This window comes from Pseudomonas sp. PA15(2017), from assembly GCF_001945395.1.
Classification (GTDB): domain Bacteria; phylum Pseudomonadota; class Gammaproteobacteria; order Pseudomonadales; family Pseudomonadaceae; genus Aquipseudomonas.
Genome location: NZ_MSXV01000035.1, coordinates 1 through 16,857, shown reverse-complemented (window position 1 = coordinate 16,857; position 16,857 = coordinate 1). Strand labels below are relative to the sequence as shown.

Genomic DNA, 16,857 nt, shown 5'->3' with positions numbered 1-16,857 from the left:
GCATGCATGGCGACCGCCCTCGGTGGGGCGATCAATGGAACAGGCAGCGTACCGCCAGCTCCTTATGGTGAATCAGCGGGCGAGCCGCTGCAGATAGCCGAGCGTCTCCTCCAGGCTGACGACATCGCCGTACTTGCTGTCGATGTCGAACAGGTTGGCCTCGTGGGGCGCCTGGTGGCGATCGCCGACGCACTCGCGCACGACGATGGTGCGAAAGCCATGCTGCACGCCGTCCACGGCGCTCGCCCGAATGCAGCCACTGGTCGAACAGCCCGCCAGGATCAGGGTATCGACACCCTGGGCATGCAACTGTGCAGCCAGGCTGGTAGCGAAGAACACACTGGCGTACTGCTTGGTCACCACCTGCTCCCCCGGCAGCGGTGCCACCGCTGCGCAGAACTCGGCCAGCGGGTTGCCGTCGACCATATCCTTCATCACCGGCGCCTTGCGCACCCACATGCCACCGTCGGCACAATCGGCGGCGTGGTAGCGGATGTTGCTGTGCACCAGCAGGACGCCCAGCCGGCGCGCCGCATCCAGCAACGCCACCGACTGCTCCACGGCGCTGACCACGCCCGGCGCATACAGCGGCGCGCCGGGCGTGGTGTAGCCCTGCATGAAGTCGATCATCAACAGGGCCGGTCGCGCACCGAAGCCGATACGCTGCCCCCAGACGCCCTGATAGTTGTCGCTAAGGCTCTGCGCGCTCATGGTTTCTCCTCAGTAGGCGCCTGACAACAGCGCGCCGGCGCCCGGTACGATCGGCTCCAGGTCCAGCGCCTTGAGCATGCAGTAGGTGGTGGCGATGGCCGCCGTGACCACCGGCTTGCCGGTCAGCGCCTCGACCTTGGCCACCGCCGGCAGCGACTGCATCTGCACGCACGCCGACAGCACCACCACATCCACGCCTTTCAGGTTCATGCCGGCAACGATGTCCGGCAGGTTGGCCGGGTCGTGGCGCGCGACCTGCAGGTTGTCGGGGATCTCCAGGGCCCGCCAGTCGACCACCTCGAAACCTTCCTCACGGATGTAGTCGACCACCAGCTCGGTGAGCGGCTTCATGTAAGGCGCGACGATGGCGATGCGCTTGGCCTTCATCACCTTGAGCGCCTCGACCAGGGCACCGGCACTGGTGATCACCGGCGAGTTGGCGTCGTTGTCGGCGGTCACCTGGCGCAGGCGTTTTTCGGACTGGCGATGGTAGCCCAAACCCATGGCCATGATCGCCACCAGGCAGGCATAGCCGAGCACGTCGACCTTGGCGTCGGACAGCTCCAGCGCGCAGCGATCGGACTCGGCATCCATGGCTGCCAGCTCTTCCTTCTTCACCTGCTTCATGCGCATGCGCGCCGAATGAAAGGTGAAGCGTTCCGGGCGGATGGCCTGGCGAGCGGTGAGCATCGCCGGAATTTCGGTTTCCATGGTGGTGTTGGAGCTCGGCACGATCTGGCCGATGCGATAGAGCCTGTTCATGGCAGCACCTCGTGGTGAATGGGTTGCCCGAGGAAATCGCCGAAGGCGGCGAAGAACCCACCCGGGTCGTCCCAGGGAATCATGTGGCCGGCATCACTGACCCGCGCGATCTGCAGGTCCGGCTTGAGTTCGCGCAGCTCGGCCTCGTCGGCCGCCTCGATCACCCCACCACGGCCGGCCACCATCAGCAGCGCTGGCTGCTGCACGGCGGGCAGGTGCTGATGGATATCCACGCTGTGAAACTCTTCGAAGGCCTGCACGATGGCCGGCTCGTAGCAGGTGTGCAGCCATTCGGCGCGCAGCTGCAGTTGCTCGGGCGTCCAGCTCGGGCAGAAGGCTTTCATCGCCTCGCCGTCCATGCCCTGCTCTGCCTGGCGAATGGAGTCGACGTACCAGGGCAGCTTGCTCGGATAGTCGCGGCGCCCTGGCCCGGACACGGGCGGGTCGATCAGCACCAGGCGCTCCAGGCCGTCGGCGCCCATCGATGCGGCGCGAATGGCGAAGCGCGCGCCCATCGAGTGGCCGAGCAGGCTGTAGCGCTCGAAGCCCAGGGCAGCCGCGAAGGCGATGATGTCCGCGGCGCAGGTGTCGGTGTCATAGGCCAGCTGCGGCCCGCTGGAGGACAGACCACGGCCGCGCACATCGAGGATGTAGGTGTCGAACTGGCGGCCCAGCACTTCGCCGACGAAGCCCCAGGTGATCGCCGGGCTGGTGATGCCCGGCACCAGCAACAGCACAGGTCCCTTGCCGCCATAGCGCAGGTAGTGCTGGCGGATGCCGTTGGCCTGTACGTTACCGCCGCCGATCAGCGTGCTCATGCCGCTACCCCGCTCTTCAGCGGCTGGGCATAGACGTCATAACCGTAGACCCAGGCCGGGTCTTCCTGGGTGCGCAGGAAGGTGTTGGCGTTGGACACCGCCTGCACGCGCGACGCACGCTCCTTGCGGTTGGCCTCGTAGAGTTCGAACGCGGTGCGGTAGTCGGTCAGCCCGGTTTCCTGCAGGCAGCGGGTGAGCATGGCGGCATCTTCGATGGCCATGCCGGCGCCCTGGGCCATGTGCGGCTTCATCGGGTGGCAGGCGTCGCCCAGCAGTACCAGCCGGCCACGGCTCCACAGTGGCAGTGGATTGCGGTTACGCAGCGGCCATTTGGTGATGTCCTCGGTGGAGCGGATCAACTTCTGCACCGTGGGGTGATAACCCTCGAACGCCGCCAGCATTTCTTCCTGGCTGCTGTCCACGTAGTTGCCCTGAAAATCCCAGGCTTCGTGGGGCACACCGGTGACGAAGTAGTACTCATCACGCTTGGCGGTGGTGTGATAGACCATCATGTGGCGGTCGTCGGTCCACCACTTCACGCAGGGCTCGAACACGTCGGCATGGCGTACCAGATTCTCGCCACGAATCAGCGCCCGGTGCGCGACCCAGCCGCTGTAGATCGGTGCTTCGGCGCCCAAGAGCTCTTCGCGGATCTTCGAGTGAATGCCGTCGGCGCCGATCACGATGTCGGCCGTGGCCTGGCTGCCGTCGGTGAAGGTCAGGCGGACCTGATCGCCCTCGTCGACGATGGTCTCCAGCTTCTTGCCGAACTGCAGCGTGCCCGGCGCGATGCTGTTGATCTGCAGGTCGTGCATGTCGCCGCGGTGTACGGTGACGTAGGCCGCACCGTACTCGCGGCGCGCGAACTCACCCAGGGGGATGCGCGACAGGTAGTCACCGCTGACGCCATCGCGGCTGTGCCAGAAGTCCGGGTGCGAGCCCATCTGCTCCAGCGGCTGCTCCAGCCCCATGCGCCGAAAGATCTTCATCACGTTCGGGCCGACATGGATACCGGCCCCCAGACGCGAGAACTCCGGCGACTGCTCGTAAACGGTCACCTCGAAGCCAGCCTGCTGCAGCAAGGTGGCGGCGGCGGCCCCGCCGAGGCCGGCACCGACGATGGCGATTTTCTGCTGAGCGCCCATGGGCATCTCTCCTCTTCTTGGCTACGAAGCGGGACGATGCCCGCAAGACAATTACAGTGTATGCACTATATTTTTAGAAAGTGAAGAGGCTTTCTCGAAAAATATCCGAGGATTCTTGAAAAGATCTAAAAACGCTTATAAGCCACATAAAACGGCATTTGTGTAGATTGGTAACGCCAAAACAGAAAGATTGCCAATCGGCTTTGCATGAGGTTTTATTTAAACCGATAGAGTGAACACTCTATAAAAACGCACCAACACCCAGCAGCACGACTCACCGTGGTGCACAGCCAAAGCAGAGCGACCAGGAGACCTGCCATGCCGGTAAGCGATAGTGAACTGACCCAGATGTTCGAACAGGTGCTGACCCTCTCGCGGGTCGACGAGACCCAAAGCGTGGCCATTCTCAAGAGCCATTATTCGAACCCGCGCACCGTGCGCGCGGCGATGGACGCCGCGCAGCGCCTGAAAGCCAAGGTGTATGCCGTTGAACTGCCGTCCTTCAACCATCCGCGGGCCATGGGTAACGACATGACGGCCTACTGCGGCGACACCGCCCTGACCGGCAACCTGGCGGCGCAACGTGCGCTGGAGGCCGCCGACCTGGTCGTCGACACCATGATGCTGCTGCACTCGCCCGAGCAGGAGCAGATCCTCAATACCGGCACCCGCATTCTGCTGGCCGTGGAGCCGCCCGAAGTGCTGGCACGCATGCTGCCCAGCGAAAACGACAAGCGCCGCGTGCTGGCCAGCGAAGCGCTACTCAAGCAGGCGCGCCGCATTCACGTGCGTTCCGCGGCGGGCAGCGACTTCCACGCCGAACTGGGGCAGTACCCGGCGGTGACCGAATACGGCTTCGCCGACGAGCCGGGCCGCTGGGATCACTGGCCCAGCGGCTTTCTGTTCAGCTGGCCCAACGAAGAAACCGCCCAGGGCACCCTGGTGCTGGATGTCGGTGACATCGTGCTGCCGTTCAAGAACTACTGCCGCGAGCGCATCACCCTGGAGATCGACAAGGGCTTCATCACCGGTATCCACGGCGGCTTCGAGGCCGAGTACCTGCGCGACTACCTGAAGTACTTCAAGGACCCCGAGGTCTATGGCATTTCCCACATCGGCTGGGGCCTGCAACCGCGCGCCCAGTGGACCGCCATGGGCCTGCACGACCGTAACGACGGCATGTGCATGGACGCCCGCGCCTTCTACGGCAACTTCCTGTTCTCCACCGGGCCGAACACCGAGGTCGGCGGCACCCGCAAGACGCCGTGCCACCTGGACATCCCGCTGCGCGGCTGCGATATCCATCTCGATGACAGGGCCGTGGTGCTGGCCGGCGACGTGGTCTACCCGCCGGAATCCAAGGCCGACTGACAACGCCGCAGCGCAGCGTCAACCACCGCCCCAACGCCCGCAAGCCGGCACAGCGAACACCTCGCCGGCTTGCGCGGTTATACTCGGCGCCCAGCGCCTGTCAGCGAAGTTTTCCCATGTCGATCGACGATTCGTCCGCCAACACCTACCAGGTCACCGAACAGATCGGCCACTTGCTGCGCAAGGCTTACCAGCGCCATACCGCGATCTTCCAGCAGAACGCCTGCGACGCCCAACTCACCTCCATCCAGTTCGTCACCCTGTGCGCCCTGCGCGACCATGGCCCCAGCTCTCAAGCCGAGCTGATCAAGGCCACGGCGGTCGACCAGGCCACCATCCGCGGCATCGTCGATCGCCTCAAGGCCCGCGACCTGGTCGCCCTGTCGCCGGACCCCAGCGACAAGCGCAAGGTCATCGTCGAGCTCACCGCCGCTGGCAGCGCATTGCTCGCCGACATGATCCCCTGCGCCCAGCAGATCAGCGAGCTGACCATGGGCAGCCTCAACCCGGGCGAACGTATCGCCATTCTCTACCTGCTGCGCAAGATGAACGACAGCGGCGAGTAGGCTGCATGTCGCCAGTGGCAGCGGGCGTGGACGCCCAGTCCATGCCCGCGATTCGTGCGCATGGTGCACTCCCACGAAAGCCCATCAGCCGACAATTCGCGCCACCTTTCAGCCCGTAGGGCGAACCGGACCGCCGGCCGCCCCTAGCCCGTAGGGCGGACTCAGGAGCGCCAGCGAACAGTCCGCCAGTCCATGGCCAGTTAGCCCCCGCGCCCAACGCCTCTAAAGGCGTACTGCTCCGCGAGTACGCCCTACGGACTAAGTGGCGGGAGCAGCCATCACGCAGTACCTGTGGGAGCGCGCCAGGCCACAGCCTACCTACTCTGCCGCGACTGCACACCAATCTCCCCAGCCCGTAGGGCGGACTCAGGAGCGCCAGCGAACAGTCCGCCAGTCCATGGCCGGTTAGCCCCGCGCCCAACGCCTCTAAAGGCGTACTGCTCCGCGAGTACGCTCTACGGACTAAGTGGCGGGAGCAGCCATCGCGCAGTACCTGTGGGAGCGCGCCAGGCCAGCGATTTTTGCGCGCATGGCGCGCTCCCACAAAAGCGAGCCAGGCCACCGCCTACCTACCCTGCCGCGACTGCACACCAATCTCCCCAGACAACTACCAGCAGATAGTTTCCACCTCCCCTGATTTACCGAACCACCCGCCCTGGCCCATTCCTTGCGTACTCGAAAGCATATTTCATGAAGTAAGCACTTAACGAATAAAACGCCTATTTCCTGGGTACTGCGGTAACGCTGGAAATCGGCCAGAAAAGGCGGACCATGGAAAAGACCCTGACCCTGCAGGTGAACGGACAGACGGTACAGCTCGACGCTGAGCCGCAGACTCCGCTGCTCTACATCCTGCGCAACGACCTGGCCCTCAATGGCCCCAAATACGGCTGTGGCCTTGGCGAATGTGGCGCCTGCACGGTAATCGTCGATGGCCGCGCCACCCGCTCCTGCGTATTTCCCGTCGGCGGCGCCATAGGCCGCAGCGTGACCACGCTGGAAGGCCTCGGCAGTCGGCAATGCCCTGATCCGGTGCAGCAAGCCTTCATCACCGAACAGGCAGCGCAATGCGGCTACTGCCTCAACGGCATGATCATGACCATCAAGGCCCTGCTGCTGCGCGATCCCAACCCCAGCGACGAACAACTGCGCCGCGAGCTGTCGGCCAACCTGTGCCGCTGCGGCACCCACGTCGAAATCATGCGCGCTGCCCTGCGCGCCGCTGGCCGCCCGGCCGCCCCGCACGGAGACACCCCATGCAGCTGACCCTCGAGCAATGGCTGGCCCATCCCGACGTATTGCTGGTCGTCGACACCATCCAGCCACCCTCCGGGCCCATGCCCAAGGGCCAGAGCGCCACACTCAAGCCCAAGGAGCTGGGTCTGTTCCTGGCCATCACCGGGGCCGGCAAGGTGTATGCCTTCAACGGGCACGTGGATCTGGGAACGGGGATTCGCACCTCCCTGGCGCAGATCGTCGCCGAAGAGCTTTACCTGCAGCTGGACCAGGTCGAAATGGTGCTCGGCGATACCGAGCGCGCGCCCAACCAGGGCGCCACCATCGCCAGCGCGACCATCCAGATCAGCGCCATACCCTTGCGCAACGCCGCTGCCGAAGCCCGTCGCCACCTGCTGCAACTGGCTAGCGAGCGCTGGCAGACGCCAGGCGAACAGCTGACCCTCGAGGACGGCATGTTCAGCCATCCCGATGGCCGCCAGCTGGCTTTCGGTGAGCTGATCACGGGCGGGCATGTTCGCCTGCAAATCAGCGGCGACGCACCGCTCAAACCCGCCAGCGAATACCGCCTGGTCGGCCAGGGCGCGGCGCGGGTGGATATCCCGGCCAAGGCCACCGGCGAGCTCACCTACGTGCATGACATGCGCCTGCCCGGCATGCTCCACGGTCGCGTCATCCGCCCGCCCTACGCCGGTTACGACAGTGGCGACTTCGTCGGCAACAGCTTGCTCGCAGTGGATGAAAGCTCCATCGCCGAGCTTCCCGGCATCGTTGCCGTGGTGGTGATCCGCGACTTCGTCGGCGTAGTCGCCGAGCGCGAGGAGCAAGCCATCCGTGCCGCCCAGCAACTGCGCATCGAGTGGAAACCCTGGCAGCAGCAATTGCCCGACCTGCGAGATGTCGCCCAGGCCATTCGCGACAACCCGCGCATCGCCCGAACCGTGCTGGACAAGGGCGACGTCGAGCAGGCCCTGAAGGATGCCGACCAACGCCTCACCCGCACCTACCTGTGGCCCTACCAGTTGCACGCGTCGATCGGTCCTTCCTGCGCCCTGGCCGATTACGGCGAGCAACATTCGCGGGTCTGGTCCGGCACGCAGAACCCGCACCTGCTGCGCGCCGATCTGGCCTGGCTACTGGAGTGCGACGAGCGCCGTATCGAGATCATCCGCATGGAGGCCTCGGGCTGCTATGGCCGCAACTGTGCCGACGACGTCTGCGCCGATGCCCTGCTGCTGTCGCGCGCCGTGGGCAAACCGGTGCGCGTGCAGCTGACCCGCGAACAGGAACACGTGTGGGAGCCCAAGGGCACCGCGCAACTGATGGAAGTGGATGGCGGCCTGAACGCCGATGGCAGCATCAGCGCCTATGATTTCCAGACCGGCTACCCGTCCAACGGCGCGCCCACCCTGGCCCTGCTGCTGACCGGCCGGGTCGAACCGCTGCCGATGATGTTCGAAATGGGCGACCGCACCTCGATACCGCCCTACGACTACGAGCACATGCGCGTGACCATCAACGACATGGCGCCGCTGGTGCGTGCCTCGTGGATGCGCGGCGTCTCGGCGCTGCCCAACAGCTTCGCCCATGAGTCGTATATCGACGAGCTGGCTTTCGCCGCTGGCGTCGACCCCGTTGAGTACCGCTTGCAGCACCTGGAAGACCCCAGAGCCCGCGAGCTGATCGAGGCCACCGCCAAGCGCGCCGACTGGCAACCCCACACCCAGCCGCAGCAGACCCCGCCCGAGGGTGACGTGTTGCGCGGTCGCGGCTTCGCCTACGCACGCTACATCCACAGCAAGTTTCCCGGATTCGGCGCGGCCTGGGCGGCCTGGGTCGCCGACGTGGCGGTGGACAAGCGCACCGGCGAGGTGGCGGTGACCCGCGTGGTGATCGGCCACGACGCCGGCATGATGATCAACCCCGACGGGGTGCGCCATCAGATCCACGGCAACGTGGTGCAATCCACCAGCCGGGTGCTCAAGGAGCAGGTGCAGTTCGAGGAGTCCAGGGTCGCCAGCAGCGAATGGGGCACCTACCCGATCCTCACCTTCCCGGAGGTGCCGGCCATCGACGTGATGATGATGCCGCGCCAGAGCGAGCCACCCATGGGCAGCGGCGAGTCGGCCTCGGTGCCCAGCGCCGCGGCCATCGCCAACGCGATCTATGACGCCACCGGCCTGCGCTTTCGCGAACTGCCGATCACCGCCGAACGGGTAAGAGCGGCTCTCAATGGCCACTCACCGGATGAAGACGCACCCACCTCGGCAACCGGCAAGAAGCGCAGCAAATGGTGGCTGGGCGGCCTGGCTGGCGTGGTCGGCACTGCACTGGGGCTGCTCGCCACCGCCATGCCCTGGCGCGCCGAAATCGCCCCGGTGGCGCCCGCGGCGTCAGGCACCTGGTCCGCCGCGACGCTGGAGCGTGGCCGCTTGCTGGCAGCGGCTGGAGATTGCGCCGTTTGCCACACGGCAGCAGATGGCGCCACCAATGCCGGCGGCCTGGCGATGGATACGCCGTTCGGCACGCTGTACAGCACCAACATCACCCCGGACCGGGAAACCGGTATCGGCACCTGGTCGTTCGGCGCCTTCGAACGAGCGATGCGCGAGGGTATCAGCCGCGACGGTCGTCATCTCTACCCGGCGTTCCCCTACACGGCCTTTCGCACCATCAGCGACACCGACATGCAGGCGCTCTATGCCTACCTGATGTCGCAGGCGCCAGTGAAGCAGGCAGCTCCCGCCAATCAGATGAGCTTCCCGTTCAACATCCGCCCGCTAATGGCCGGCTGGAATACGCTGTTTCTCGGCCGCGGCGAATACCAGGCCAACACCCGCCGTACCGAGCAGTGGAACCGCGGCGCCTACCTGGTCAACGGCCTGGGCCACTGCGCTGCCTGCCACTCGCCGCGCAACCTGCTGGGGGCGGAGAAAACCGGCAAAGCCTTCCTGGCCGGCGGCGTGGTCGACGGCTGGGAGGCGCCGGCCCTGAATGCCCTGAGCAGCAACGGCGTGCCCTGGACCGAGGCCGAGCTGAGCGAGTACCTGAGCAGCGGTTTCTCCAGCCGACACGGTGTGGCCGCCGGGCCCATGGGGCCGGTGGTCAGCGAGCTGGCAATGCTGCCCAAAAGCGATGTGGACGCCATCGCTCACTACCTGGTGTCACTGGATGCCGGCACGGCCCCAGCTACCACGAATGTGGCTGCCGCCGGCGTCGACACGTTTTCGCTGAGTCGTGGCCAGCGCATCTTCGAAGGGGCCTGCCAGGCGTGTCACAGCGACGGCAACGGGCCCCAGCTGTTCGGCGTCAGCCCATCGATGGCGGTCAACACGAACGTGCATAGCGCCGTTGCGGACAACCTGCTTCAGGTCATCCTGCATGGCATCGACAAACCGGCAACGCCTGATCTGGGCTACATGCCGGCCTTCAAGGACAGCCTCAGCGACCGCCAGGTGGCGGACCTGGCAGGCTACCTGCGCCAGCGTTTCGCCGGCGAGAAACCGGCCTGGAAGAACCTGCCGGAGAGGATCGCCCATGTGCGCGCCAACCCGGGCAGCCACTGACGAAGCGGGCGCAGCCTAGGCGCCCTCGCCCCCTCGCGCCAGCCCGCGCAGCACCAGGTCGGAAATGAAGCCCAGCCAGTTGTGCTTTTCGCTCGGCGAGGCCAGCGCGTCGTCGAGAAAGCAGCTCAGGGTGTGCAGGTTCGAGTTATAGAAGTAGCAGAGCGAGGCGATCATCAGATACACGTGGCGGATGTCGATGTCCTCACGAAACAGTCCCTGTTCCTGCCCCGCCCTGACGATCGGTTCGAGCATCCCCACCGCCGTGCCGGATAGCGCCCGCAGGTTGCTCGACTTGCGCGCATGCACGCCCTGCAACAGGTTTTCCGTACCCAGGATGGTGATGAACTCGGGGTGCTTGAGGTAGTAACTCCAGGTGAAGGCGACCAGATCGCGGATCGCCTGCCGGGGCTGCGCCAGATCGAAGCGCTGGCGCGCCTCGGCGCGGTTGAACTGGGCGTAGATATGCTCCAGCACGCTGACGAACAGTTCGTCCTTGCTGCCGAAGTAGTAATAGATCATCCGCTCGTTGCACTGCGCTTGGCTGGCGATCTGCTCGGTTCGCGCACCGGCATAGCCCTGGCGACTGAACACCTTGACCGCGGCCTTGAGAATGGCCGTGCGCGTGCGGTCGGCCTGGGCAGCGCGGGCACCGGCCGCGGGCTTTTGCATGATGAACTCCACTCACTGGAACGAGGGCGAAGTATGGAGTATCGGCCACGCGATACCAATTGCCGGCCCGGCAAAAGCCTCAGTCCCGCGCCGGCTGCTTCACCCGCCCCAACGCCCGGTACAGCGTCGAGCGGTGCACGCCGAGCTTGCTGGCGGCTTCGCTGACCGAGCTGCCCTGCCCGATCATCTGGTTGGCCAGCGTGATCTGCTCGTCGGACAGGCACGGCTTGGCGCCGAATTGCACGCCCCGCGCCTTGGCGGCTTCGCGGCCGAGGCTGGTGCGTTCGACGATCAGCGAGCGCTCGAAGGCGACGATGCCGGCGAACACCGCCAGTACCGGCTGGCCCGCTGCATTGCCGTTGACCCAAGGCTCGGCGAGGCTGGCCAGTCGGGCGCTGGCGAAGTGAATGTGCTCGGCGATCTCCAGCAGGTCGCGGGTGCTGCGCGCCAGGCGATCGAGCCGGGTGACCATCAGCGTGTCGCCCGCCTGGATATCGCCGAGCAGGCGCGCCAGCTCCGGTCGGCTGCGCCAGACGTCCTGGCCCTGTTCCACGTACAGCTGGCGACAACCAGCCGCTTGCAGCGCCAGGATCTGCGCCTGCGCGTCGGTCTCGTCGCGGCTGGGGCGGGCATAGCCGATGATGCGCCCGGCTGCTTTCAGCGAGCCGTTGGTGGGTGTGTGCGGCACTCAGTGTTCCTCATCGATCAAGCGGTAACCGACGCCCACGATGGTCTGGATGACCCGTGCGGCGCCCGGGTCGTCCCCGAACTTCTGGCGCAGCCGGCCGACCACCGTGCGCAGGCTGCGGCTGTCGCCCAGGTGGCTGGGGCCCCAGACCAGGCGAATCAACTGTTCGGCGGTGACGATGCGGCCGTGATTGCGGGCGAGAATCTCCAGCACGCCGTACTCCTTCCTGCTCAGGCTGATCGCCACGCCGCGCAGGGTGACCAGGCGCTGGGACAGGTCGACGTAGAGCTGCCCCGAGCGGATGGCCGGCTGCAGCACCAGTTCGTCCGACGAGGCGCGCAGCAGCGCCCGCGCGCGGGCCATGAACTCCTGGATGCCGAAGGGCTTGGTGACGTAGTCGTTGGCACCCAGGTCCAGCAGGCGCACCTTCTCCTCCTGGCTGTTGCGCACCGACAGCACCAGCACCGGCACCGCCGACCAGGCGCGCAGCTCGCGCAGCACCTCGCTGCCGTCCATGTCCGGCAGGCCCAGGTCGAGAATGATCAGGTGCGGCGACTGGATCGCCGCCAGCGTCAGGCCCTTGGCGCCCGTGGCGACTTCCAGCACGGTGAACGACTGGGTGGCGAGGCTGATGCGCAGCAGCTTGCGGATCTGCTTCTCGTCGTCGATCACCAGGATGCGCGGCGACTCATTCATCGGCGCCTCCCGCCATCTCGGCATGGCGGGCTAGCGGCAGGTGCAGCGACAGGGCCGTGCCGCGCCGATCATCGCCGTCCGCCACCTCGACACGGCCACCGTGGGCGCCGAGCATGCCCCGGCAGATGGCCAGGCCCAGCCCGGTGCCCTTGCCGCCCCGGTCGCCGCGCGCCGCGGTGTAGAACATGTCGAAGATCTGCTCGCGCTCGGCCGCCGGAATGCCCGGCCCCTGGTCGGTCACGCGAAACACCAGCTCGCGCTCGTCATGGGCAACGCTGACCGTCACCCGACCGCCCTCAGGCGAAAAGCGCGCGGCGTTTTCCAGCACATTGACCAGCGCCTGCTCGATGAGCGCCGCATGCACGTGCAGCAGCGGCAGTTCGGGCGGCACCTGGACGCTGAGTTGCAGGTCGCTCAGCACGTGGCGCAGACGATTGACGGCACTGCTGACGATATCGCCGGGCGCCACCCAGTCCCGGGAGAGCTTCATGCCGCCGTGCCCCAGGCGGGTCATGTCGAGCAGGTTCTGGATGTAGCGGTCCAGCCGCTCGGCCTCGTCGCGGGTACCTTCCAGCAGCTCGATGCGCTCGGCGGGCGGGATCACGCTGCCGAGGCTGAGCAGGCTGTCGATCGAGCCGCGCATGGCGGTCAGCGGCGTGCGCAGGTCGTGGGAGACCGAGGCCAGCAAGGCGCTGCGCAGTTGTTCGGTTTCGCCGTGCAGGCGAGCCGCTTCGAGGTTCTCGGCCAGGCGTGTACGCGCCAGCGACTGGGCGATGGGCTGGGTGAGTGCAGTCAGCGCGCGGCGCTGCGCGGCCGTGATGGCGCCGGCCCCGCGCGGGCGAGCGCCAAGCACGGCGAGCGGGCCGTCTTCGTCGGTCAGCGGAAACCACCACCAGGCGCAATCCGGCAGGGTATCGGTGCCCAGGCCGGCGGGCTCCATATGGCGCCAGGCCCAGTCGGCGGCCGCCTCGTCGCGCTCGCCCAGCTCGGCCTGCACGCCGGCTTCGGTGAGCCACTGCTGGTGCTCACCGCGGCCGATGATCAGGAAATCCATGGCCAGGCGCCCTTGCAGGTGCGTGACCGCCGCGTTGATCACCGCCTGGCGATCCGTCGCCTTGGCCAGGCTGCGCGACAGCTCCAGCAGCGCCACGGTCGAGCCCTGGGTTTCGCGCAGGCTCTGCAGCTGGCGGCGCTGGTGCGAGGCCAGGTTGCCGGTGAGCGCGGCCATGAACAGGAAGAAGAACAGCGACAGTACGTCCTGATGGCGGTCGATCGTCAGCGAATACAGGGGCTCGATGAAGAACCAGTTGTAGGCGACGAACGACAGCACCGCGCAGGTCAGCGCCGGACCGATGCTGCTGCGCACCGCCACCACCAGCACGGCGGAGAGAAACACCAGGGCGACGTTCGGCAGCTCCAGAAAGTGCGTCAGCCCCATGGCCACGAGGGTCGCCGCGACGCTGACCAGGGCGGCCAGTGCATAGGCTTTCCAGGCCAACTGCGGCGGCGTGTGCCGGTGTTCGTCGCGGGTCTTCGAGGCGATGTCGAGCACGCTGATTTCCAACCCGGCGCCAAGGGCGAGCAGCCGCGCGGCCAGGTTTCTGCGCCAGAACGCGCGGGGTTCGCCGCGGGCGATCAGGATCGAGCTGGCGCGTCGGTCATGGGCATGTTCGATCAGGCTTCTGGCCGGCTCGCCGCGCAGCGTGACCACTTCGCCGCCGAGGCGCTCGGCCAGTTGGCAGGCCGCCTGTAGACGCTGGCGCCAGCGGTCATCGACAGGTCTGCCAGCATCGACGTGGACCACCGTCCAGGGCAACTGACGCCGCTGCGCCAGGCGGCTGGCGTGGCGCACCAGCGCCTGGGCGCACTCGTCGCCCTGGATACCCACCAACAGCCGGCCACGCACCGCCGGCAGGGCTTCGCCGTGCTGCAGCGCGCGGCGGTCGAGATCGGCATCCACCCGGGCGGCGGCGGTCTGCATCGCCAGCTCGCGCAGCGCGGTGAGGTTGGTCTGGCTGAAATATGCATCGATGGCCGCCCGTGCCTGCTCCGGCACGTAGACCTTGCCCTCGCGCAGGCGCTCGAGCAGGTCACGCGGCGGCAGGTCGATGAGCAGGATTTCGTCGGCCTCCTGGATAACCCAGTCCGGCACGGTTTCGCGAACCCGGATGCCGGTGATGCCATGCACCTGATCGTTGAGGCTTTCCAGGTGCTGCACGTTGATGGTCGAGTAGACGTCGATGCCCGCCGCCAGGAGTTCCTGCACATCCTGCCAGCGCTTGGTGTGGCGGCTGCCCGGGGCGTTGCTGTGGGCCAGCTCGTCGACCAGGGCCAGGGCGGGCCGGGCGGCCAGCAGCGCGTCGAGGTCGAGTTCGGCCAGGGTCATGCCACGGTAGGGCACGGCGCGCGGCTCCTGCTGTCGCAAGCCAACCGTCAGCGCCGCGGTTTCGCTGCGCCCGTGGGTCTCGACGATCCCGCAGCGCACGTCGACGCCCAGCTCCTGCTGGCGGCGCGCGGCCTGCAGCATCGCGTAGGTCTTGCCGACCCCCGGCGCGGCGCCCAGAAAGATCTTCAGCCTGCCACGGTCATCCCGTGGCAGGTCAGCCAGCAGGGCGTCTGCTCGCTGGGTGCTGTTCATCGTGCCCGATCCCCTGCCAGGTCAGCGAGCGATGCGTTGAGGGCCAGGACGTTGACCACCGCCGGGCCGATGGCCGGGCGCTGCTCCAGGGCTTGCACCCGCTCGCGCAGGGCCTGCGGGTCGATGCCCCGCGCCGCCGCCACACGGGGTAGCTGGTAGAGCACGGCGGCCACCGGCAGGTCCGGGTCGAGCCCGCTGCCCGAGGTGGTCACCAGGGCCAGGGGCGCCGGCGCCTGCACGCTGGCGCCCAGAGCAGCGGCATCCTGGGAAACCCGCTCGGCCAGCGCCGGGTTGGAGAACGACAGGTTGCTCGCCGAGCTGGCGACCGTGGCGAAGTCGCCGGCGGAGGGGCGCGAGTGAAACCACTGGTCGCCCGCGAACTTCTGCGCGATCAGCCAGCTGCCGCGCACGGCACCGCTCGGGTCTTGCATCAGGCTGCCATTGGCTTGCGCCGGGAAGACGCTCTGCGCCACCACGGTGACGAACAGCGGGTAGGCCGCGCCGGTGATCAGCGTCATCAGCGCCAGGGTGGCGATGGCCGGGCGCAGGTGAGCGAGCCAGTTGCCGGGTTGCTCGATAGCGTTCATGTTCATGTCCTCACACCAATCCCAGGGCGACCATCGCCAGGTCGATCAACTTGATGCCAACGAACGGCGCGACGATGCCGCCGAGGCCGTAGATCAGCAGGTTGCGGCGCAGCAGGCTCGACGCATCGGCGGCCTGCACGCGCACACCACGCAGGGCCAGGGGAATGAGCGCGACGATGATCAGCGCGTTGAACACGATGGCCGAGAGAATCGCGCTCTGCGGGCTGTGCAGCTGCATCAGGTTCAGCGCACCGAGCTGCGGGTAGATACCGGCGAACAGCGCCGGCAGGATCGCGAAGTACTTGGCGACGTCGTTGGCGATCGAGAAGGTGGTCAGCGCGCCACGGGTGACCAGCAGTTCCTTGCCGACCTGCACCACGTCGAGCAGCTTGGTCGGGTCCGAATCCAGGTCCACCAGGTTGGCGGCTTCGCGGGCGGCCTGGGTGCCGTCGTTCATCGCCAAGCCCACGTCGGCCTGGGCCAGGGCGGGAGCGTCGTTGGCGCCGTCGCCACACATAGCCACCAGCTTGCCGTCGGCCTGTTCGCTGCGAATGCGCTGCAGCTTCTTCTCCGGCGTGGCCTCGGCGATGACGTCATCGACGCCGGCCTCGGCCGCGATCGCCGCAGCGGTCAGCGGGTTGTCCCCGGTGACCATCACGGTGCGGATGCCCATGCGGCGCAGCTCCGAGAAACGCTCGCGGATGCCGGGCTTGATCACGTCCTTCAGGTGAATGGCGCCGAGCAGGCAGCCATCGGTTGCGACCAGCAGCGGGGTGCCGCCGCTTTGCGCGATCTGCTGGACTTCCCGCGCCAGCACCTCGGGCATCTCGCCTCGCGTCAGGCCGAGCCAGTTCAGCACCGAATCCACGGCGCCCTTGCGGTACTGCACGCCCTGCCAGTTGACGCCGGAGAGGCGGGTTTCCGCGCTGAAGGGCACCACGTCCAGGCTCTCGCGACGCGGCTCGTCGATGGGCTGCAGGGCGCGCAGGTACTCGACGATCGACTTGCCTTCCGGGGTGTCGTCGGCGAGCGATGCCAGCAGCGCAGCGTGGGCAAGCTCCGGCGTGGTGACGCCCGGCGCCTTGAACAATGCGCTGCAGCGGCGGTTGCCGAAGGTGATGGTGCCGGTCTTGTCGAGCAGCAGGGTGTGCACGTCCCCCGCCGCTTCCACCGCACGACCGGACTTGGCGATCACGTTGAGGCGCACCAGGCGATCCATCCCGGCGATGCCGATGGCCGACAGCAGGCCGCCGATGGTGGTGGGAATCAGCGTCACCAACAGGGCGGCGAGGTACACCAGCGGCAGGTCGCCGCCGGCGTAGCGGGCGAATGGCTGCAGGGTCGCCACCACCAGCAGGAAGATCAGCGTCATGCCGATGAGCAGGATGTCCAGCGCGATCTCGT

14 protein-coding genes are annotated in these 16,857 nt (G+C 66.9%); 4 read left to right on the top strand and 10 right to left on the bottom strand.

The features are described from left to right. Positions 1-72 precede the first annotated feature (72 nt). The 4 genes from BVH03_RS11335 to BVH03_RS11320 are packed head-to-tail and all read right to left on the bottom strand — an operon-like array spanning position 73 to position 3,436. A complete protein-coding gene (locus BVH03_RS11335; protein WP_075961254.1) occupies positions 73-711 on the bottom strand; it encodes an N-carbamoylsarcosine amidohydrolase in 639 nt (212 codons plus the stop codon). A 9-nt stretch (positions 712-720) separates the two neighbouring features. After that, complete coding sequence (locus tag BVH03_RS11330; protein ID WP_075961253.1) at positions 721-1,473, bottom strand: Asp/Glu racemase; 753 nt, start codon at positions 1,471-1,473, stop codon at positions 721-723. Continuing rightward, positions 1,470-2,291 (bottom strand): alpha/beta fold hydrolase, encoded by an 822-nt coding sequence (locus tag BVH03_RS11325; RefSeq protein ID WP_075961252.1) that lies wholly within the window; start codon positions 2,289-2,291, stop codon positions 1,470-1,472. Before BVH03_RS11325 ends, BVH03_RS11330 begins: the two co-directional genes overlap by 4 nt. Continuing rightward, positions 2,288-3,436: an FAD-dependent monooxygenase gene (locus BVH03_RS11320; protein WP_075961251.1), complete on the bottom strand. Its 1,149-nt coding sequence runs from the start codon at positions 3,434-3,436 to the stop codon at positions 2,288-2,290. The genes BVH03_RS11325 and BVH03_RS11320 overlap by 4 nt, the downstream gene beginning before the upstream one ends. 318 nt (positions 3,437-3,754) lie before the next feature. Between BVH03_RS11320 and BVH03_RS11315 the strand changes: the two genes are divergently transcribed. From BVH03_RS11315 to BVH03_RS11300, 4 genes are all read left to right on the top strand, one after another. Then, a complete protein-coding gene (locus BVH03_RS11315) occupies positions 3,755-4,807 on the top strand; it encodes a 2,5-dihydroxypyridine 5,6-dioxygenase (RefSeq protein ID WP_075961250.1) in 1,053 nt (350 codons plus the stop codon). A 116-nt stretch (positions 4,808-4,923) separates the two neighbouring features. Next, complete coding sequence (locus tag BVH03_RS11310; protein ID WP_075961249.1) at positions 4,924-5,373, top strand: MarR family winged helix-turn-helix transcriptional regulator; 450 nt, start codon at positions 4,924-4,926, stop codon at positions 5,371-5,373. Positions 5,374-6,144: 771 nt separating this feature from the next. Then, positions 6,145-6,639 carry a (2Fe-2S)-binding protein gene (locus tag BVH03_RS11305; protein ID WP_075961248.1) on the top strand — a complete coding sequence of 165 codons (495 nt, stop codon included), beginning with the start codon at positions 6,145-6,147 and terminating at the stop codon, positions 6,637-6,639. Beyond that, complete coding sequence (locus tag BVH03_RS11300) at positions 6,630-10,175, top strand: molybdopterin cofactor-binding domain-containing protein (RefSeq protein ID WP_075961247.1); 3,546 nt, start codon at positions 6,630-6,632, stop codon at positions 10,173-10,175. The genes BVH03_RS11305 and BVH03_RS11300 overlap by 10 nt, the downstream gene beginning before the upstream one ends. Positions 10,176-10,190: 15 nt before the next feature. Here the strand turns inward: BVH03_RS11300 and BVH03_RS11295 are convergent, their stop codons facing one another. From BVH03_RS11295 to kdpB, 6 genes are all read right to left on the bottom strand, one after another. Continuing rightward, positions 10,191-10,844, bottom strand: coding sequence for a TetR/AcrR family transcriptional regulator (locus tag BVH03_RS11295; protein ID WP_075961246.1), 654 nt, complete (start codon positions 10,842-10,844; stop codon positions 10,191-10,193). A 79-nt stretch (positions 10,845-10,923) separates the two neighbouring features. Beyond that, entirely contained in the window at positions 10,924-11,532 is a 609-nt protein-coding gene (locus BVH03_RS11290; RefSeq protein WP_083640041.1) for a recombinase family protein, read from the bottom strand. Beyond that, positions 11,533-12,228: a response regulator transcription factor gene (locus BVH03_RS11285; RefSeq protein ID WP_075961245.1), complete on the bottom strand. Its 696-nt coding sequence runs from the start codon at positions 12,226-12,228 to the stop codon at positions 11,533-11,535. After that, entirely contained in the window at positions 12,221-14,866 is a 2,646-nt protein-coding gene (locus BVH03_RS11280; RefSeq protein WP_075961244.1) for a sensor histidine kinase KdpD, read from the bottom strand. Before BVH03_RS11280 ends, BVH03_RS11285 begins: the two co-directional genes overlap by 8 nt. Beyond that, the gene (gene kdpC, locus BVH03_RS11275; protein ID WP_075961284.1) at positions 14,863-15,453 is read right to left on the bottom strand and encodes a potassium-transporting ATPase subunit KdpC; all 591 of its coding nucleotides are present in this window, start codon (positions 15,451-15,453) and stop codon (positions 14,863-14,865) included. Before kdpC ends, BVH03_RS11280 begins: the two co-directional genes overlap by 4 nt. A 10-nt stretch (positions 15,454-15,463) precedes the next feature. Continuing rightward, the coding region (kdpB, locus tag BVH03_RS11270; RefSeq protein WP_075961243.1) for a potassium-transporting ATPase subunit KdpB at positions 15,464-16,857 on the bottom strand (1,394 nt) is incomplete at its 5' end.